This window comes from Micromonospora sp. CPM1 (assembly GCF_023896895.1).
Taxonomy (GTDB): domain Bacteria; phylum Actinomycetota; class Actinomycetes; order Mycobacteriales; family Micromonosporaceae; genus Micromonospora; species Micromonospora tulbaghiae.
Map to the genome: position 1 here is coordinate 66,089 of NZ_JAMHIU010000008.1, position 18,553 is coordinate 84,641.

The window sequence follows — 18,553 nt, forward strand, 5'->3', positions numbered from 1 at the left end:
GCGGGCCAAAGCGCCGGGTGGTGGTCGCGCGCGCCCGGGCCACAGGGCAGGATGGGCGGCATGAGCGAGCACGGTGGAGTGCCCGGCGGGGGCCTGGTGAAGGGCCTGGCGGTCACGTTGAAGACGATGACCCGCCGCTCGACCACCCAGCAGTACCCGGACGTCGAGCCGGAGCTGCCACCCCGCTCCCGCGGCGTGATCGCGCTGCTGGAGGAGAACTGCACGGTCTGCATGCTCTGCGCCCGCGAGTGCCCGGACTGGTGCATCTACATCGACTCGCACAAGGAGGAGGTGGCGGTGCCCGGTGCCGCCCGCCCCCGCCAGCGCAACGTGCTCGACAAGTTCGACATCGACTTCTCGCTCTGCATGTACTGCGGCATCTGCGTCGAGGTCTGCCCGTTCGACGCGCTCTACTGGTCGCCCGAGTTCGAGTACGCCGAGTACGACATCAAGAACCTGCTGCACGACAAGGACCACCTGGGTGAGTGGATGGCCACCGTGCCGCCGCCGCCGGCCCACGACCCGCTCGGCGACCCCTCCAAGGAGGAGACCACCGCCGCCCGGAAGGCGGCGGGTCCGTCGGCCCGTCCGGCTCCTTCCCGGGTACGCCCCGACGCCGCCACCGATCCGGGCGGAGGCGCTGCCTCATGACCGGTGCGGACGTCCTGCTGCTGGCGCTGGGCGCGGTGGCGGTGGGCGCGGGTGCGCTGGTGGTCGCCACCCGTCACCTGGTCCGGGCCGGGCTGTGGCTGGTGGTGTGCCTGGGCGCGCTCGCGGGTGACTACCTGGTGCTGACCGCCGAGCTGGTGGCCTGGGTGCAGGTGCTCATCTACGTGGGCGCGGTGGTGGTGCTGCTGCTGTTCGCGGTGATGCTGACCCGCGCGCCGATCGGCCCGTCGGACGACCTGGACCGGCCGGGCTGGGCCGCCGCGCTCGTGGGTGGCGGCAGCGGCCTCGGTCTGGCGGTGCTGCTGATCGACGCGTTCCGCTGGTCGCGGGTGGACCTGCCCGCCGCGGGCACCGCCGAACGCCTCGGCGAGCAGATCTTCCGTTCCTGGGTGCTGCCGTTCGAGGTGCTGTCGGTGCTGCTGCTGGCCGCGCTGGTCGGCGCGATCGTGCTGTCCCGCCCCGACATCGGCCGCCGGGCCGCCGACACCGCCGTTGCGCCGGCCGACGGCGACCGGACCGGCGGGGACGGCCCGGTCTCCGCCGCGTCGGCCGCCGACGAGGGCGGGCGCCCGTGAGGCCGGTCATCCCGTACGTCACCGCCGCGCTGCTGTTCGGCCTCGGCGTGTACGGCGTACTGCGCCGCCGCAACGCCGTCCTGGTGCTGATGGCGGTGGAGCTGATGCTCAACGCGGTGAACCTGGTGCTGGTCACCGCCGACACCACAGTCAAGGCCGTGCTGCCGCACTCCGGGCAGGTGTTCGCGCTGTTCGTGATCGTGCTGGCCGCCGCCGAGATCGGCGTCGGGCTCGCCATCGTGCTCCAGCTCTACCGGCTGCGCGCCAGCGTCACGGTCGACGACGTGCCGCTGGCCGAGCCGGCGCCGGCGGTGGCGGCGGGCCCGACGCCCGGGCGGCCGGATGCGGAAGGAGCGGTCCGGTGAGCACGCCGACGCTGTGGCTCGCAACGGTGCTGCCGGCCGCGCCGCTGGTCGCCGGGCTGCTCGGCCTGCTGCTGCCGCCCGCCCCGCGCCAGGACCGGGCGGCGGCCCGGCGGTCGGCTGTCGCGCTGGGCGTGGCCGGGGCGGCCGTGTCGCTGCTGGCCGCGCTGGCGCTGCTGGTCCGCGTGGACGCCCCGGTCGAGGCGTCCACCATCTGGGTCGACCTGGGCGGGCTGCGGGTCACGCTGGGCCTGCGGCTGGACGGCGTTGCGGTGCTCGTCGCCACCGCTGTGGCGGCTGTGGCGCTGGCCGTCCAGGTCTACTCGATCGGCTACCTGCGCCGGGGCCCGCACGACGACGTGGACGTCGACCACCGGTACCCGCCCTATGCGGCCCAGCTCAGCCTCTTCACCGCCGCCATGCTCACGGTGGTGGTGTCCGGCGACCTGATCATGCTGCTGGTCGGCTGGGAGGTGATGGGCATCTGCTCGTACCTGCTCATCGCCCACGACCGGCGGCTGCCCGAGGCGCCCGGCGCGGCGGTGAAGGCGTTCCTGGTCACCCGTGTGGGTGACGTCGGCTTCCTGCTCGGCATCGCGCTGCTGGGCGTGGGCGCGGGCAGCTTCCGGATCGCCGACGTGCTGGCGCACGACTACGGCACCGGCACGCTCACCGCCGCCTGCCTGCTGCTGCTCGCCGGGGTGGCCGGCAAGAGCGCCCAGTTCCCGCTGCACACCTGGCTGCCCGACGCGATGGCCGGTCCCACGCCGGTGTCCGCGCTGATCCACGCCGCCACGATGGTCGCCGCCGGGGTGTACGCGGTGGCCCGGCTGTTCCCGCTGTTCGAGCGCGCACCGGCCGCGCTCGCCGTGCTGGGCGTGATGGCCGCGATCACGATGCTGCTCGGCGCGTTCGCCGCGACCGCCCAGGACGACATCAAGCGGGTGCTCGCCTGGTCGACGGTGTCTCAGATCGGCTACATGACCGGCGCGCTGGCGGTCGGCGCACCGGCTGCCGCGCTGTTCCACCTGCTCACCCACGCCGCGTTCAAGGCGCTGCTGTTCCTCGCCGCCGGTGCGGTGATCCACGCCGTCGGCACCACGCTGATGTCCCGGATGGGCGGCCTGCGTACCGCCATGCCGGTGACGTTCTGGTGCATGGTGGTCGGCCTGGGCGCGCTGGCCGGCGTACCCCCGCTCTCGGGTTTCTGGAGCAAGGACGGCGTGCTCGCGGCCGCCGAGGCGGCCGCGCTCGACGGCGCCGGGCCGACGGCGGCCTGGGTGGGCTGGCTGGTCTGGCTGGCCGGGCTGGTCGGGGTGGTGGTGACCGCCTGGTACGCGACCCGCCTGCTGCTGCGCACGTTCCTCGGCTCGACCCGCACGCCGCTGCTGCGGCCGCACGACCCGCCCGCGCTGCTGCGCTGGCCGGTGCTGCTGCTCACGGTGCCGGCCGCGCTGCTCGGCCTGGCCGCGTTCGCGCCCTGGTTCGCCGACCGCTTGCGGGTGCCCGGCGACGACAGCGGCGAGGCGGTCGAGCTGGTGCACCTCGCGCCGAACCTGATCCTGCCGTTCCTGCTGCTGCTCGCCGGGGCGGGCGTCGCCTGGGCCGGCTGGCGCCGCGACCCGGCTGCCGACCCGGCCCGCTTCCTGGGTCCGCTGCGGCCGGTCTTCGCCCGGGCGTTCCGGCTCGACGACGTCCAGCACACCCTGGTCGTACGCCCGGCGGGCGCGCTCGCGCGGGTCGTGCGTACCGGTGACGAGCTGGGCGTGGACGGGCTGGTCGAGGGCAGCGGCCGGGCGGCGGTCGAGGTGGGCGGCGGCCTGGCCGCGCTGCACCGGGCGGCGCTGCCGCGCGCGGCGGCCGGCGTGCTGGCCGGTGCGCTGCTGATCGGCCTCGCGGTCGCGCTGATCGGAGTGACCTCATGACGTTCGGGCAGGTCCTGCTGGTCGCCGTGGTCGCGGTGCCGGCGCTCGGCGCGCTGGCCACCGCCCTCGTGCCGGGTGACCGGGCCGGCCGGGTGGTCGGCACCGTCGCCGCCGCGGTGACGCTGCTGGCGGCGCTGCCGCTGGTCGGCGGCGACCACGGCTGGTTCGGGTACGGGCCACGCCCGGCGGTGCAGCCGTGGCACCAGCTCGACCTGCAGTGGGTGCCCGGGCTCGACCTGCGCTTCCACCTCGGCGTGGACGGCATCTCCTGGCCGCTTGTGGTGCTGACCGCGCTGCTCACGCTGCTGTGCTGCGCGTACACGCTGTGGCGGGTGCCGTCCGGCGGCGGCAGCGGGCGGGCGCTCGTGGCGCTGCTGCTGGTGGTCGAGGTCGGCATCCTCGGCACGTTTCTCGCCCTCGACCTGGTGCTGTTCTTCCTGTTCTTCGAGGTCGTCCTGCTGCCGATGTACGCGGTGATCGCCGGCTGGGGCGGCGAAGACCGGCGGCGGGCGGCCCGCAAGTTCGCGCTGTACACGCTGTTCGGCTCGGTGCTGCTGCTGGTCGGCGTCTACGTCGTGGTGGCCGCCGCGGGCACCGCCGACCTGGTCGTGCTCACCGGCGGCGCCGGGCTGTCCCGGGGCACCCAGCTCGCCGCGTTCACGCTGCTGGCGCTCGCGTTCGCGGTGAAGAGCCCGCTCTGGCCGCTGCACTCGTGGCTGCCCGACGCGCACACCCAGGCGCCCACCGTGGGCAGCGTGATCCTCGCCGGGGTGCTGCTCAAGATGGGCACGTACGGGCTGATCCGGGTCGCGGTGGGCGTGGCGCCGGAGGGCGCCCGCTGGGCCGCGCCGGTGCTCGGCGTGCTCGCCGTCGCGGCCATCCTGATCGGTGGCCTGGTCTGCCTGGCGCAGGACGACCTGAAGCGGCTGATCGCGTACTCCAGCGTGGGGCACATGGGCTTCGTGCTGCTCGGGGTCGCCACGCTCACCGCCACCGGGCTCCAGGCCGCGCTGATCGGCAACATCGCCCACGGCGTCATCACCGCCCTGCTGTTCTTCCTGGCCGGCGCGGTCAAGGACCGCGCTCACACCGGGTCGCTGGCCGAGCTGTCCGGGCTGCGGGAGACCGCGCCCCGGCTGGCCGGGCTGCTCGGCTTCGCGGCCGTGGCCTCGCTGGGACTGCCCGGCCTGGCCGCGTTCTGGGGCGAGGCGTTCGCCGTGGTCGCCGCCGTGCGGCGGGGCGGCCCGCTCTGGCTGACGCTGGCCGTGCTGGCCGCGCTGGGCGGGGCGCTCACCGCCGCTTACTTCCTGCGGCTGCTGCGCCGGGTCACGCACGGGCGGCCCAGCCCGGCGGTGGCGGGGCTCGCACCCGGGCTGGCCGGGGCGGAACTGACCGCCTGGGCGCCGCTGGTGCTGCTCGCGCTTGCGGTCGGCCTGGCCCCGGCGCTCGTGCTGTCGTACGCCTCCGGTCCGGTGGAGGCGCTGCTGGGGGTCGTCCCATGAGCCTGGTGCAACCTGTCGACAACCTGGCGATGCTGCCTGCGTACCTGGCCGCCGGCACGGCAGTGCTGGTGCTGCTGGTCGACCTGCTGGTGGCCCGGCCCGCCGTCACGGTCGCCGTGGCGGCTCTGGGCGCGACCGGCACGGCCGTGGGTGCGGCGCTGGTCGGGGCGGCCGGTGAGCGGCGCACGTTCTGCGTGGGCGCGGACTGCTCCTGGGTGTGGGGTGGCCGGGCCGCTCTGGTCGGGGCCGTGATCGCGCTGCTCACGCTCGGCGTGCTGGCGCTGTCCGGTCCGCTGCTGCGCGCCGGGCGCACCCCGGTCGGTGAATACTGCTTCCTGCTCGCCTGCGCGATGACCGGCGGCGTGGTGCTCGGTGCCGCGGGTGACCTGATCACGCTCATCGTGGCACTGGAGACGCTGACGCTGCCGCTGTACGTGCTGGTCGGCCTGCGCCGGGGCAGCCTCGCCGGTGCCGAGGCGGCGGTGACGTTCTTCGTGGTGAGCGTGGTCGCCACCACAGTGACGCTGCTCGGCGCGGCGCTGCTCTACGCGGTCACCGGGACGCTGCACCTGGACCGGCTCGGCGCCACCCTGGCCGCCCGCGACGACCTGACCGGCCTGCCGTTGACCGGGGTCGCGGTGGCGCTGGTGGTGGCCGGGCTGGCGTTCAAGGTCGCCGCCGTGCCGTTCCACGCCTGGGCCCCTGCCACGTACGACGGCGCGCCGCTGCCGGTGGCCGCGTACCTGTCGACCGCCTCGAAGCTGGGTGGCGTGGTGGCACTGCTGGCGGTGGTGCAGCGCGCGCTGCCCGGTGACATGACCGGCCCGGTGCTGGCGGCGGTGGCGGTGCTGACCATGACCGTCGGCAACCTGGTGGCGCTGCGTCAGCGGCGTACCGTGCGGTTGCTCGCCTGGTCGTCGGTGGCCCAGGCGGGGTACATCCTGGCGCCCCTGGGTGCGCTGGCGCTGACCGCGGGCCGCACCGACGACGCGCGGGCCGGGGCGTACGCGGCAGCCGTCGCGTACGCGATCTTCTTCGTGCTGCTGGAGCTGGCCGCGTTCGCCGCTGTGGTGGCGTTGCGCCCGGCGGACGGCGACGGCGGCACGCTCGCCGACCTGCGCGGCGCGGCGCGGCGGCACCCCTGGGTGGGTGGCGCGTTCGCGCTGGCGCTGATCGGGCTGGCGGGGCTGCCGCCGGGCCTGGCCGGGCTGTTCGCCAAGGTGACAGTGGTACGCGCGCTGCTGGCCGGGCACGCGGGATGGCTGGCGCTCGTGGTGGCGCTGAACGCGGTGATCGGCCTGGCCTACTACCTGCGGGTCACCGCTTCGCTCTACGCGGCGCCCGCCGGCGCGACGGCGGTCCGGCCCGCGCGGACCGTGGCGCTGGCGCTCGGCGTGGCCACCGCCGTGGCGGTAGTGATCGGTTTCGCACCGCAGCTCGTGCTGGACGTGGCGTCGCGCTGACCGGTTCCTGCCCGGATGGGCGACCGCTTCAGCGTGCGCACAGCAACATCCAGCCAACTTTCAGCCATGAGCCGGATGGTTGACGGGTACCGGTGTGTTGAACCGGTCAGCGGGCCTCCCGCAAGAGCCCGTGCACCGAAGGAGAGATCGTGCATCACAACCGTCTCAAGACCGCAGCGCTGCTCGGCCTGTTGACCTCGCTGATCCTCGCGATCGGCTACTGGTTCGGCGGTCGCGGCGGTCTCGTCATCGCCGTCGTCATCTCGTTGCTGATGAACGGCGTCACCTACTTCTACTCCGACAAGCTCGCACTGCGCTCGATGAAGGCGCAACCGGTCAGCGAGGCACAGTTCCCCGAGCTGTACCAGATGGTGCGGGAGCTCTCCACGCTGGCCGGGAAGCCGATGCCCCGGCTCTACGTGAGCCCGACCTCGCAGCCCAACGCGTTCGCCACCGGTCGTAACCCGGAGAACGCGGCGGTCTGCGTCACCCAGGGCATCGTGGAGGTCCTGGACTACCGGGAGCTGCGCGGCGTGATCGGCCACGAGCTGTCCCACGTCTACAACCGGGACATCCTGATCTCCAGCGTGGCGGCCGGCCTGGCCGGCATCATCACCATGCTGGCCAACCTGGCCTGGTTCATCCCGCTGGGCTCCTCGGACGACGAGGACGGCCCGAACCCGGCCGTGCTGCTGCTCACGCTGATCCTCGGCCCGATCGCCGCCACGGTGATCCAGCTCGCGATCAGCCGGAGCCGGGAGTACCAGGCCGACCAGTCCGGCGCCGAGCTGAGCCGCGACCCGCTGGCCCTGGCCAGCGCCCTCCGCAAGATCCACATGGGTACGCAGGCGCGCCCGCTGGCGCCGCAGGGCCAGCTCGCCAGCACCGCCCACCTGATGATCGACAACCCGTTCAAGCGGGGCGGCGGCATCGCCGCGATGTTCGCCACCCACCCGCCGATGGAACAGCGGGTGGCCCGCCTGGAGCAGATGGCCCGCAACTCCGGGCCGGTGCAGTTCCAGCGCTGACCCGCGTGACCCGAACGCCGCCCGCGTCCACCCGGACGCGGGCGGCGTCGCGTCTGCGGCCCTCCAGCGCCCGGCCGGCCCGGGCGGCCGGCCCGCGTCAGGACACGGCCGGCTCGGACAGTCGGTCCGGCCGCGCGACCAGCACCACGGCGAGCAGCACCACCCCCGCCGCCAGGTAGGCGGCGGCCGGGCCGAGCAGCACCGCCACGCCGCCGAGCAGGAAGATCCCGACGCCGGAGAGCACGATGTTGCCGGCCACGATCGTCGCCTCCACCTGCCCCATCCGCTCCCGCGGCGCCAGCCGCGCGAACGTGGCCTGGGCCCCGATCAGCCACCCGCCGCCCGCTCCGACGAGCGCGTTCGCCACGGCGAGCGCCCACGCCGGGGCGTCGAGCGCCACCAGCAGACCGGCCAGCAGCAGCGCGGCGGCGAGCGCGCTCGCCGCCACCACCTGACCGGTCACCCGGGCCAGCCAGCCCCGCCGCCCCACCACCAGCACGAACACCGCCCCGCCGAACGACGACGCCGCCAGCACGACCGGCCGCCACCCGCCGGAGGCCAGGTCCGGGGCGAGCGTCTCCGGCAGCCCGCCGGACAGGACGGTGGCCAGGGTCAGCAGCGCCACGCCCCGCAGCACCGGATGGGCGGCGATGATCCGGATGCCCGCGGTGGCGGGCGGCCGTGGACCCCGGTGCTCCTGCCTCCGCACCGGCAGGCCGGCGAGGACCACCGCCGCGAGCAGGAACGAGACCAGATCGATCACGAGCGCCACCCGGGGGCCGAGCGCCACCGTCACACCGGCCCCGGCGAGCAGGCCGACGACCTGGCCGCTCTGGTTGGCGAAGGCGGAGAGCCCGAACAGCGGCAGCCGCAGCGGCGCCTCCACCGCCTCGGCCGTGATCGCCACGTGCACACTCGCGTACGCGGCCCGGACCGCGCCGAGCAGCCCGGCCGCCACGATCGCCGGCACCGGCCGGGGCGCCGCCGCCGGTACGGCGATGAGCACCGCACCCGCCAGCGAGAGCCCGACCAGCATGGTGCGCCGGGCCGGCACGTCCAGCCAGCCGCTGAACACCGTCGCGACGAGCAGGGCGGGCACCGTGCGGGCGGCGTACACGGCGGCCGGGCCGAGGACCGAATCGGTCTGGTCGTACGCGAGCAGCAGCAGGGCCGCCAGCCCGACGAAGTCACCCAGCTCGGAGACGCCCCGGGCGACGAGCAGCCGGGCCGCGACCGGATGCCGGAACAGGGCCCGGTAGCCGGGCACGGGCGTCGCGGTGCCGGTCATCGATCCGACGGGTCCGTTTCCTCGACGCCGACCGGCTCGTAGTCGGCCCGCTCACGTAGCCGGCGGACCTGCTCCCGCCGGTAGCTGCCGCGGATCTGCGGATCCTGCCGGCGGCGGCGCAGCGCCACCAGGTCCGCCCACAGGTCGTCCGGCCACTCCGCGATGCCCTGCCCGGTGACAAGTTCGGCCTGCCGCGACGCCGCGAGCGTCGACCGGTGCACCGGCTGGAGGCACATCAGGGGGATGTTCCGGTAGAGCCGGACCACGTGGCCCGGCTCGGTCAGGCGCAGGATGGTCGGCAGGAACGACGTGTACCAGTCGGTCTCCACCACGCCCTCGTAGAGCTGCAGCCCGCGCTGCGCCGGCCAGTTCGGCACCCCGCGCGCCAGCAGGCACCAGCCGGGGGAGGTGCGGGCCACCACCCCGGTGACCATCTCGATCGTGTGCGGGGCGCGCGGGTCGGCGTCGATGAAGGGCATGGTGCCGCCGTAGCGGTCGAAGATGTCCAGGCCGTCCCGGAACCGCTCCGGCAGGTCCGTGAGCTGCGCCGGTGCCTGCGGCAGCGTGCCGTCGTACCCGCCGGCCAGCGACCGCCAGCCGGCCGGCTCGTTCTCCTGGAGGAGACTCCACTCGGTGTCGTGGCCGTCCCAGCGCAGCGCCACGTCGGCGGGCGGGTAGACGTACCAACCGAGACCGGAACCGGCAGCCACCGGTGGGCACTGCTGAACCGCGCGGACCGGCAGCGAACCCCGGAGGGTGGCGGACGCGGGCTCGGCGGGCCGGGCGTCGCCGTACAGGGAGTAGATCTCGACCCGCAGCGGCGCGACAGCCATGCCGCTCATCCGACCTCCGATCACGGCGGCGGCCGACCCGCCGTAGGCATGGACTCCGTTCGATCACCGAACCTACTCGTTAACGGCGGGTAAGGCAGCCCCGCACCGGGAGCCCGATGTGACCGACTCGACCACCGTCCCGGCCAGCAGGGGCGTTAGGGTCGGAGGCTGACTCACTCGTTACTTCCCGGAGGTACACACAGTGGCCGCACTGCGCCAGTACCAGGGCGTCTGGCGGATCCCCGGCGCGCCGATGCTGCTGATCCTCGGCATCATCGGCCGGCTCGGGATCGGCATGACCCCGCTGGCGCTGCTGCTCGTCGTCGAGCAGGTCACCGGCCGGTACTCCCTGGCCGCCGTCGCCGGCGGCATCTACGCGCTCTCCGGCGCCGCGCTCAGCCCGGTCGCCGGCCGGATCGCCGACCGGGTCGGTCCCGCCCGCGTCCTGCTGGTCACCGCGCTCGCCCACCCGTTCGCCCTGATCGGGCTGCTCGTGGCCACCCGCTCCGACAGCGGCAACCTCGGGCTGATCTATCTGGGCGCGGGTGTCGCCGGAGCCACGTACCCGCCGCTCACCGCCGCGATCCGGGGCGCCTGGAACGACCTCACCGCCCCCGCCACCGGCCGGGCACACCTGCGCAACACCGCGCTCGCCGCCGAGACCACGCTGTTCGAGGTCGTGTTCGTGATCGGCCCGCTGCTGGTGGCGGGCTTCGTGCTGTTCGCCGACGCCGCCGCGGCGCTCGTCGGCGCCGCTGTGGTCACCCTGGTCGGCACCGGCACCGTCGCGCTCGGCCGGGTCATGCGCGGCTGGCGCCCGCACGCGCGTGAGCACCACGCCCGGGGCCTCGGCCCGCTGCGGCTCGGCGGCTTCCCCGCGCTGCTGCTCTGCGTGGCGAGCCTCGGCATCGCGTTCGGCGCCTCCGGCGTCATCGTCCCGGCCTTCGCCGGGAACTCCGGCGCCGACGACCCGGAGAGCCTGGCCGGGGTGCTGCTCGCCGTCTGGGGCATCGGCAGCGCCATCGGTGGTTTCTGGTTCGGCGTACGCAAACCCGCCGCCAACATGACCCGCCAGTTCGCTCTCCTGCTCGGCACCGTCGCGGCCAGTTTCGCCGTCTTCGCGGTGATGCCCGGCCCGGCCGCGCTCGGCGTCGCGCTGGTGCTCGGCGGCGCGGCCATCGCCCCCGCGCTCACCCTGGAGAACACGCTCGTCGGGCGGATCACCCCGGCCGGCATGCTGAACGAGGCGTACACCTGGGTGGTGACCATGTCGGTCGCGGCGAGCGCCGCCGGCGGCTCGATCGCGGGCCTGATCATCGACCACGCCGGCGGCGTCTCGTGGGCGTTCGTCTTCGCCGGGGTGGCGGTCGCCGTCGGGGCCGCGGTCGCCGCGCTGCCCGGCGGCCCGATCGCCCGGGCCGAGGCCACAGCGGTACGCGCCGAGCAGTCGCTCGCCGCCTGACCGCTCACCCGCCCGCGGTCACCACCCGCTCCACGCCGGGCAGCTTCTCCACCGCGGCCCGGATCGGCGCCGGGTCCTCACCCTGCGCCAGCAGCACCGACAGGACGACCCGGCCGTCGCCGTCCGGCCGGGCCGCGGCAGTGGTGCCGCGGCAGCGCAGCCCGGTGTCCCCGCGCGCCTGCCCGATCCGGTAGTCGACCTCCCCGATCTGCGGCGTGCCGGCACCCGGCCGGAAGACGACGTCCAGCCGTACCGGAGGGTCGGCCCGACACGCGGCCGACGCCGAGGCGGACGGGGTGGCCGCGCTGCCGGCGGACGGCATCGGCGCCGCCGGTCCGGACAGCGTCGCCATGGTCGCGGCGCCACCGGTGACAGTCACCGCGGCCACCCCCGCCAGAACCGTGGCCCGTCGCCGGCTCCTGGCGCGCCCCCGTGCGCGCACCTCGGCCGCCGGGCTGAGCCGCAGCCCGGTCATGTCCTGCTCCAACTCCCGCAGAGCCTCACCAATGCGTGCCGACATCGACTTCCTCCTTGTCGTCGGTCAGTAGAACGGCGAGCGCGGCACGGCCCCGGGACAGGTACGACTTGACAGTCCCCTCGGGCATGCCGGTGGTCCGGGCGATCTCCGCCACCGGCAGGTCGTGGAGGTGGTGCAGGACGACGACCAGCCGTTGCGCCTCGGGCAGCCGGCGTAACGCCGCGAGCAACGCCACCCGGTCCGGATTGGGTCCGGGCGCCGGAGCCTCCCGGCCCAGACGGGCCCGCGCGGCGAACCAGCGCCGCAGGCCGCGCCACCGGTTGGCGGTCAGCCGCCAGGCCACCGTCCGGACCCAGCCCTCCGGATCCTCGTACGCCCCGACTGTCGACCAGCGCTGCCAGGCCCGCGCGTACGCCTCCTGCGTCACGTCCTGGGCCTCGGCCAGGTCGCCGCAGAGCGCGTAGACGTGGTGCACGACCCGCCGCGCGGTCGCCGTGTAAAAGGCGTCGAAGTCCTCGGGGCCGTCCATGCCCACCTCCCGTGTCCGCTCTCACCACACGACACCCCGATGCGGCTCCGGCGGTTGCAGGCGGATCAGGTCGCTCCGGGTCGTACCCGATCCGGCACGTCCACCCGAGCGGGCGGGTCGTGCGGTCCGGGCTGGTCGTGCGGGCCTGTCGTCTGCGGGTCGTGCGGGCCCGCCGGCCCGGTCCGCTCTGTGTTCCGCGCTGCGGGGCCCGGGCGTGCGGCGGCCGTCGCGGCGGCCAGACCCAGCGCGAGGATCGTCACCGCGCACGCCAGGAGCGTGGGGCGTGCCCCGAGCAGTGCGGTCGCCGGACCGCCGAGCATCGTGCCCAGCGGCACCGCCAGCACCGTGACCGCCCCGTTGGCCGCCAGCACGCGGGGGAGGTCCACGGTGCCGGCGCGGCGCTGGAACAGCGCGGTCGCGGTCGGCTGGTAGGGCGCCCAGACCAGGCCGGCGAGCGCGAACGCGGGCAGCGACAGGACGACCGGCGCGCCCAGGCCGAGCGGGAGCAGCGCGGCGCCGAACAGCGCGACGATGCCGGCGAGCGTGGTCCGCAGCGGCCATCCGCGCAGGTGGCCGGTGAGCAGTCCGCCGAGCAGCGAGCCGACGCCGAACGCGGTGTAGTAGGCCGCGAGCGTCCCGGCGGAGGCGCGCAGGTCGTCGGTGACGTGCACCGGCATGGCCACGTAGAACGGTCCGAAGAGGAAGAAGAACGCGAAGGACAGCGACAGCAGGCCGAGCAGCGACCGGTCCCGCGCGATGATCCGGAATCCCGACGTACGCGACGCCCCTGCCCCGGCCGGGGCGGCTCGGTCACGGACGGCCGCGGCTTCTCGATCGCGGACGACCAGGCGGTAGCTCACGGCCAGCACGGCGAAGCTGGCGGCGTCGACGGCGATCACCCACACCGCGCCGACCCAGGCGATGAGCAGGCCGGCCAGCGGCGGCCCGACGATCGTCGCGGCCTGGCCGAAGACCCCGAGCAGCGCGTTCGCGGCCAGGTGGTGCCGCTGTGGCAGCAGCTCGGCCACGAGCGTGAACCGGCCGGCCGACCCCCACGGGTGCAGCAGCGAGGACACCGCGAGCAGGGCGACGTACAGACCGACGTCCAGCACCCCGGCGAGGTGGGCGACCGGAATCGCGCCCAGGGCGGCGGCCCGCACTGTCGCGTCCCAGCCGGCGAGCTGCGCCCCGCTCCGTCCCCCCAGCCACCGGCCGAGCAGCACCGTGCCGGCCGCACCCGGGAGCGTGTACGCCGCCACCGCGAACGCGGTCCAGGTGCCGCGCTGCCCGTCGGGTGCGAGTTGCAGAGCAAGCCAGGTCACCGCGACAAGGGCGAGCCCGTCACCGAGTGCGGAGGTCGCGAGCCCGGGCAGCAGCCGGCGCAGTACCGGTTGGCCGAGCACCGGGCGGTAAGGGAGGAGCATCGCGAGCGTCATGGCTCCCACCCGACCGCACGCCCGGCCCGTACCCCAAGGAAGTTGCCTGACGGCAGAAGACGGCCGTGGCGTTGCGGCCCGCCGGCCGTGGCTGGACCGCGGTCTTTGCCGACGTCGCCGTCACGGCTGAGCGGGTCGCGTTGATTCGCCGCCGTAGAGGGCTGCGAAGACGCGGTGCCGCAGGATCTCGTACTGCCGGCGGCATCGCCGAGGTGGGCCCGGCGGACGTTGCTGGACCTGACCCCCGACGACGACTTCCGGCGGCTGGAACTGGTCAGCTGTCAGGTCGACCTCGCGACCGTCGGCCAATCGATTCCAGTAGTGGTAACCGATCTTGGCGTCTCCGGAGAGGACCTCGCCCAGGATCAGCTCTCCGCCGAGCAGGTCCTGGATGATCAAGGCGGTCACTCCGCATTGACCGCGGGCCGGGTTGCCGGCGTGCCAATCCTGCACATCGTGTGGATCGCAGGTGTCCGCTCCCCAGCCGCTGCGCAGTACCGGCCGCAGCATCTCCAGGTCGATCGCGAGAGGGACTGATTGCTGGGCGGGCTCTTGAGGCGTCATCCGGGAAGGGTCGGCCCTCGACCGGGTCGAGAGTCAAGAACATCGCCGCCTCGGGTCCCGGCCGGCCGAACGGCACCGCCAGCGGGCTCGCTCATCTAGCAGTCTGGCCGGGTGGTGCCAGGCCGTCGCCAGGCCGTCGGTCGCCACACAGTAGTGACGAACGACGACCAGTGGCGACGAGACCCGCGAGGCCAGATGCCCTGACCTGTCTGGGCGGTCGAGCCTTACCTGTAGTTGGTGAACTGGAGCGCCAGCCCGAAGTCCTCGCCCTTGAGCAGAGCGATGACGGCCTGGAGGTCGTCCTTCTTCTTACCGGTGACGCGGAGCTGGTCGCCCTGGATCTGCGCCTGCACGCCCTTCGGGCCCTCGTCGCGGATCTTCTTGCTGATCGCCTTCGCCTTGTCCGAGTCGATGCCCTGAACCACCTTGGCGTCGATCTTGAAGATCTTGCCCGACTGCCGGGGCTCGCCAGCGTCGAGCGACTTCAGCGAGATGTTCCGCTTGACCAGCTTCTCCTTGAAGACGTCCAGCGCGGCTCGGACCCGCTCCTCGGTCTCCGCCTGGAGGCTGATCGCCTCCTCGCCCGACCAGGAGATCTCCGCGCCGGTGCCGCGGAAGTCGAACCGCGTCGCGAGCTCCTTCTCCGACTGGCGGACGGCGTTGTCGACCTCCTGCCGGTCGACCTTGCTCACGATGTCGAACGACGGGTTCGCTGCCATGCTCATGCTCCTGCTGTCCGGCGGTCTGTCCTGGTCCGTCCCGCGCTGACCAGCGTGGGACCTCCTGACGGTACCCGGTTGCGGCAGTGCCGGGGACAACCGCTATCCTTGCTTCCGCTGCCGCGTTGCGACGCGGTGGTGTGCCCTGGCGGGTTGCCCGAGCGGCCAATGGGAGCGGACTGTAAATCCGTCGCGAAAGCTACAGAGGTTCGAATCCTCTACCCGCCACCAGGCAACAGCAAGGCCTCTGACCTGCGGAAACCCAGGTTGGGGGCCTTGTCTGCTTCTGCTGCTGTTGACCTTGGCTGTCCCTTGATGACCGACCGATCGGGCACGCAACGGGCACGACGGCGCGGTCGGTTTGGGTCCGATCTACGCCTGGAGGGCGTGCATGTCGGAGGTGTTCGGTGACGAGCCCAGACCCTGGGTCCTCGCGCTTGGGTTCGATGAGGCCGACGAACTGGGCCAGGCGGTGGGTCGTGAGGCCGGCAAGGTCACATACCTGGACAGGAAAAGGAGTATCAACAGTCAGGTTCGGCAGTCAGACTATGACGCCTTTGTCGTAATCGGGCTCGGTCCGTCTGTAGCTGGTCACCTGCGTGTGCTTCAGTTCGGCGGAGCAGGGACGCATGGTAACGAGCAGGGCGAAGACCTCAGCTTTTATCAGGCCAAGACCGGAGTGGGTGTCGCCGGACGCCTGTTGGGTCCGGATCCTGGGGTGCCGGTCGAGGCGTCTGAGCTGGCCCGGCGATCGTTAGCGCCTTTTCTTCAGGTCAAGACACCCCGGGCGTTGGTAGCCAGGTACACGCCAAGTGGTAGGCCGGCGCCTTGGAGCGAGGATGACGAGGGCATTGAAGCCTTTGTTCGCGAGAAGGACGGCTTTCCCTGCGCCGGAATTTGGGCTCGGCCCCAGGGCGTCCCTTGGTGGTGGTTGCCGGGCGACGTACCGGATCGCGGGGAGTGGGTAGCTGCTGCGTTCGCCCAGTGGCGTCGGGAAGACCCCACCCGTTTTCCCTCTGGGCCGGACTGGTCCGATGAAGACCCATGGCGAACTACTGCTGAGATTGCTGCACAGCTGGCCCTAGAGGACCAGTTGCGGCATGAGGCAGAAGTGCTAAACGAGCTCGCCGCCAGCCGGTCTCGGCTGGTCGCCGTGCGGGAGGCAGCTCGCGCTGCCGCTGACGCGGCCGAGCGGCGTCTGCTGACCGCTCAGGGCGACGAGCTGGTTGCTGAGGTCAAGGCAGCCTTTGAGGAGCTCGGATTCGAGGTCATCGACTCAGATTCTCTGCCGGCAAACGCTTCCGAGAAGCTCGAAGACTTGCGAGTCACCACGGGGGATTGGGTTGCCCTGGCTGAGGTGAAGGGCTATGCCGGCCGGCGTACCGCGAAGACGAGTGATCTGCTTCAGATCGGCCGAGCCGCGATGCGGTACGCGGCGGCAGAGGGCCGGGTTCCGGATGCGCAGTGGTATGTGGTGAACCAACAGGCCGGATCTAACCCCGCTCGTCGGCCTCGCCCGCTCTCCTCCAACCCAGGAGACGTGCGGGACTTCGCACGCGCCGGTGGGCTAGTGATTGATACTGCAGATCTCTTCCGCATTCGGGAAGCGGTGCGCTGCGGGTCCCTTACTCAGGAAGCGGCCTTTTCTCTACTTCGCAAGTCAACAGGTGTTTTGACCTACGACTGACTGATCCAGGATCTCCTCGTCGGGCAGTCGTAGACCGTCCAGCCTCCCCGTCCGGGGAGGCTGGTAGCCCTTGTGGTGCCCGGCGAGGGGATCCGTCCGCTGATCTCTGAGGAGGGCCGGGGTTCGGGGCGGAGCCCCGAGGTCTCCAAAGGTCTTGTCGTCCGCCAGCATGGCCGGCCGGCCCGGCCGATGTCGGCCGGAGGTCGCCAGCAGGCCGGGGCCGGGCCGGCGCGGCCCGCTTGCGGGCCGCCTTGATCTGATAGAGCGGAATTCGGCAGTGTCCCGGGCTTACGTCATGTCCCGTCACGGGACATGCTTGACACTGGCGTCCCACCAGATGCTTGACATGATCGGGGCGCTTTCGGTGAGGACCAGGCTCACCCCGCGATCGCCCGGTCCGGCACGATGAGGCCGTGGGAATGAGTGTGCAGGTCCGGGAGTACAGCGGTGTCGTCGTAGAGCAACTTACGGACGCTGCGGGCATCGCGTCTCTCTGCTCCTTGGCTGCATCGGAGCCGTCCCGTTACCCGTTGCTCTCCGGTGTCGATCCCTACGACGACACCTGGTTCAACAGCCGCCAGGCGGCCAGGCTGGCAATCGAACTTCAGTCGATCATCGAGCGATCCAAGGATGAAAGAGTGCGAGCAGCCGGCCAGGCGATACTTCAGCTCGCATCGCTCCTAGAGATCGCGCCTCGACGCCCCCACCACCGACAGCTCCTGTTCAACGGAGACTGACCACGAAGATTCTGCCGGTCGGCACTAGGCCATCCGACAAGCATGTGCTGGGACGGATCTGTCATGCATGTGGTGGGACTAGACAAGACCGCAAGGGTTAGCCGAGCGGCATCCGCGCGACGAGTTGCCACTCCAACGCGAGCGTCACGACCCGGCACTACGCCCGTGCGGTTGACGGTCGGGACGCCGAAGTAGCTGCCTTCTTGGATCGGGCACGCAGGACCGGAGATCAACAACAAAGGGCACGCAACGGGCACGGGGGGGAGTCTGGACCGGCCAGCGGAAGATCAAAGCGGCCCTGAACTGGTCGGACTTCCATCGATGACCTTAAGAACGGGCCAAACTGTAAATCCGTCGCGAAAGCTACAGAGGTTCGAATCCTCTACCCGCCACCAGGTGCAAGAACGGCCCCGTGAGCTGCGAGAGCACGCTCCGGGGCCATTCTCGTTCAAGACGTGGAGCACTCGTCAGCCCTGTCGGCTGCGCCGTTGAGCTGAGCCATGATCGGAGCGGGCAGCCGCATGCGCGGTCAAGCGCCTCCGCCGGCCGTCGTCTTCGAGGCGCTGACCGAGCCCGACCGCGACCCGGCACGCCCGTGGCTGCGGTTGCTCGACGACGAACAGCGACCGCAGATCCTGCACCGCGAACGCCCGAACCTGGTCGTCTGGTCATCGCTGTGGTCGAAGCGACCCGACGCGCAGGTGCGCTTCGACCTCGCGTCCGACGGGCATCAAGGCACCCTGCTTCGGTGGACGCTGCTGCTCGCTGAGCCTCTACCCGACCCCTCGCTGCTCGGGCATCTGCGTAAGCGGCTGAACGAGCTGATCAACGCGAATCTGCGGTACACCTTCGGCCAGTAGCCGCGCGACCGGTCCGCCGGGCCGCGTCCTCCGGCGGACGGGCCGGTAGATCGATACTGGGTCGTGGATCAGGACGAGGTTCGGGTGCTGGCGACCGCCGATTTCACCAGGCGGATGCGCGCCGGCAAGCCCCGCGGCGGGTTCCGGCTCGACGACTGGCAGATCTCCGAGCCGTACGAAGCGCAGGTGCGAGGACTCCGCGGAACCGAACGCTTGCTGGTCGTCGACTTCGTCCCCCGTGGCGAGGCCCGAGCCCGGGGACACTTCAAGCTCAGCGTGGCGGTCGACCCGGACACCGGCGTGGCGGACATGCTCAGGTGACGTACGCCGAAGGTGCTGGAGGCCCCTGGTGGGCCACTGAGCGGTTCCGGCGTGAATGAGGGAATCATCCTCTGGCGTTCATGACAGGGGCAGGTATGGTGGTCAATGCCCGCGG

The 18,553-nt window shown here is 72.5% G+C and carries 19 protein-coding genes and 1 tRNA gene; 13 read left to right on the forward strand and 7 right to left on the reverse strand.

Annotated features, from left to right (window positions below; all coding sequences use genetic code 11):
* The first annotated feature begins 60 nt into the window (after positions 1 to 60).
* The 7 genes from M8C11_RS11800 to htpX all read left to right on the forward strand — a co-directional run bounded on the left by M8C11_RS11800 (position 61) and on the right by htpX (position 7,524).
* Positions 61 to 651, forward strand: a complete 591-nt coding sequence (locus M8C11_RS11800) for an NADH-quinone oxidoreductase subunit I (RefSeq protein WP_120573060.1) — start codon at positions 61 to 63, stop codon at positions 649 to 651.
* Complete coding sequence (locus M8C11_RS11805) at positions 648 to 1,244, forward strand: NADH-quinone oxidoreductase subunit J (protein WP_252449574.1); 597 nt, start codon at positions 648 to 650, stop codon at positions 1,242 to 1,244. The genes M8C11_RS11800 and M8C11_RS11805 overlap by 4 nt, the downstream gene beginning before the upstream one ends.
* Entirely contained in the window at positions 1,241 to 1,609 is a 369-nt protein-coding gene (nuoK, locus tag M8C11_RS11810; protein WP_120573062.1) for an NADH-quinone oxidoreductase subunit NuoK, read from the forward strand. The genes M8C11_RS11805 and nuoK overlap by 4 nt, the downstream gene beginning before the upstream one ends.
* Positions 1,606 to 3,531 (forward strand): NADH-quinone oxidoreductase subunit L, encoded by a 1,926-nt coding sequence (locus M8C11_RS11815; RefSeq protein ID WP_252449575.1) that lies wholly within the window; start codon positions 1,606 to 1,608, stop codon positions 3,529 to 3,531. The genes nuoK and M8C11_RS11815 overlap by 4 nt, the downstream gene beginning before the upstream one ends.
* Positions 3,528 to 5,033 carry a NuoM family protein gene (locus M8C11_RS11820; protein WP_252449576.1) on the forward strand — a complete coding sequence of 502 codons (1,506 nt, stop codon included), beginning with the start codon at positions 3,528 to 3,530 and terminating at the stop codon, positions 5,031 to 5,033. The genes M8C11_RS11815 and M8C11_RS11820 overlap by 4 nt, the downstream gene beginning before the upstream one ends.
* A complete protein-coding gene (locus tag M8C11_RS11825) occupies positions 5,030 to 6,496 on the forward strand; it encodes an NADH-quinone oxidoreductase subunit N (protein WP_252449577.1) in 1,467 nt (488 codons plus the stop codon). The genes M8C11_RS11820 and M8C11_RS11825 overlap by 4 nt, the downstream gene beginning before the upstream one ends.
* 149 nt (positions 6,497 to 6,645) lie before the next feature.
* Positions 6,646 to 7,524: a zinc metalloprotease HtpX gene (gene htpX, locus M8C11_RS11830; protein WP_252449578.1), complete on the forward strand. Its 879-nt coding sequence runs from the start codon at positions 6,646 to 6,648 to the stop codon at positions 7,522 to 7,524.
* 97 nt (positions 7,525 to 7,621) lie between these two features.
* Here htpX and M8C11_RS11835 read toward each other — a convergent pair whose 3' ends face one another.
* Together M8C11_RS11835 and M8C11_RS11840 are read right to left on the reverse strand one after the other, a co-directional pair.
* A complete protein-coding gene (locus M8C11_RS11835; RefSeq protein ID WP_252449579.1) occupies positions 7,622 to 8,812 on the reverse strand; it encodes an MFS transporter in 1,191 nt (396 codons plus the stop codon).
* Positions 8,809 to 9,654, reverse strand: coding sequence for a DUF6065 family protein (locus M8C11_RS11840; RefSeq protein WP_252449580.1), 846 nt, complete (start codon positions 9,652 to 9,654; stop codon positions 8,809 to 8,811). The genes M8C11_RS11835 and M8C11_RS11840 overlap by 4 nt, the downstream gene beginning before the upstream one ends.
* Before the next feature lie 193 nt (positions 9,655 to 9,847).
* Here M8C11_RS11840 and M8C11_RS11845 point away from each other — a divergent pair, with 193 nt between their 5' ends.
* Positions 9,848 to 11,107, forward strand: a complete 1,260-nt coding sequence (locus M8C11_RS11845; protein WP_252449581.1) for an MFS transporter — start codon at positions 9,848 to 9,850, stop codon at positions 11,105 to 11,107.
* Positions 11,108 to 11,111: 4 nt separating this feature from the next.
* Here the strand turns inward: M8C11_RS11845 and M8C11_RS11850 are convergent, their stop codons facing one another.
* The 5 genes from M8C11_RS11850 to M8C11_RS11870 all read right to left on the reverse strand — a co-directional run bounded on the left by M8C11_RS11850 (position 11,112) and on the right by M8C11_RS11870 (position 14,833).
* Entirely contained in the window at positions 11,112 to 11,627 is a 516-nt protein-coding gene (locus M8C11_RS11850; RefSeq protein ID WP_252449582.1) for a hypothetical protein, read from the reverse strand.
* Positions 11,608 to 12,114: a SigE family RNA polymerase sigma factor gene (locus tag M8C11_RS11855; RefSeq protein WP_252449583.1), complete on the reverse strand. Its 507-nt coding sequence runs from the start codon at positions 12,112 to 12,114 to the stop codon at positions 11,608 to 11,610. The genes M8C11_RS11850 and M8C11_RS11855 overlap by 20 nt, the downstream gene beginning before the upstream one ends.
* 65 nt (positions 12,115 to 12,179) lie before the next feature.
* Entirely contained in the window at positions 12,180 to 13,550 is a 1,371-nt protein-coding gene (locus M8C11_RS11860; RefSeq protein ID WP_252449584.1) for an MFS transporter, read from the reverse strand.
* Between the two features lie 120 nt (positions 13,551 to 13,670).
* Complete coding sequence (locus M8C11_RS11865) at positions 13,671 to 14,114, reverse strand: hypothetical protein (protein WP_252449585.1); 444 nt, start codon at positions 14,112 to 14,114, stop codon at positions 13,671 to 13,673.
* Between the two features lie 224 nt (positions 14,115 to 14,338).
* A complete protein-coding gene (locus M8C11_RS11870; protein WP_135242086.1) occupies positions 14,339 to 14,833 on the reverse strand; it encodes a YajQ family cyclic di-GMP-binding protein in 495 nt (164 codons plus the stop codon).
* A 147-nt stretch (positions 14,834 to 14,980) separates the two neighbouring features.
* Here M8C11_RS11870 and M8C11_RS11875 point away from each other — a divergent pair.
* The 5 genes from M8C11_RS11875 (at position 14,981) to M8C11_RS11895 (ending at position 18,438) form a co-directional block, all read left to right on the forward strand.
* Positions 14,981 to 15,064, forward strand: a tRNA-Tyr gene (locus tag M8C11_RS11875).
* Positions 15,065 to 15,224: 160 nt separating this feature from the next.
* Positions 15,225 to 16,520, forward strand: coding sequence for a hypothetical protein (locus M8C11_RS11880; RefSeq protein ID WP_252449586.1), 1,296 nt, complete (start codon positions 15,225 to 15,227; stop codon positions 16,518 to 16,520).
* Between the two features lie 413 nt (positions 16,521 to 16,933).
* Positions 16,934 to 17,257, forward strand: a complete 324-nt coding sequence (locus M8C11_RS11885) for a hypothetical protein (RefSeq protein WP_252449587.1) — start codon at positions 16,934 to 16,936, stop codon at positions 17,255 to 17,257.
* Positions 17,258 to 17,757: 500 nt separating this feature from the next.
* Complete coding sequence (locus M8C11_RS11890) at positions 17,758 to 18,117, forward strand: hypothetical protein (protein WP_252449588.1); 360 nt, start codon at positions 17,758 to 17,760, stop codon at positions 18,115 to 18,117.
* A 63-nt stretch (positions 18,118 to 18,180) separates the two neighbouring features.
* On the forward strand, positions 18,181 to 18,438 hold the full coding sequence (locus tag M8C11_RS11895) for a hypothetical protein (protein WP_252449589.1): 258 nt from the start codon (positions 18,181 to 18,183) through the stop codon (positions 18,436 to 18,438).
* Positions 18,439 to 18,553: the final 115 nt, after the last annotated feature.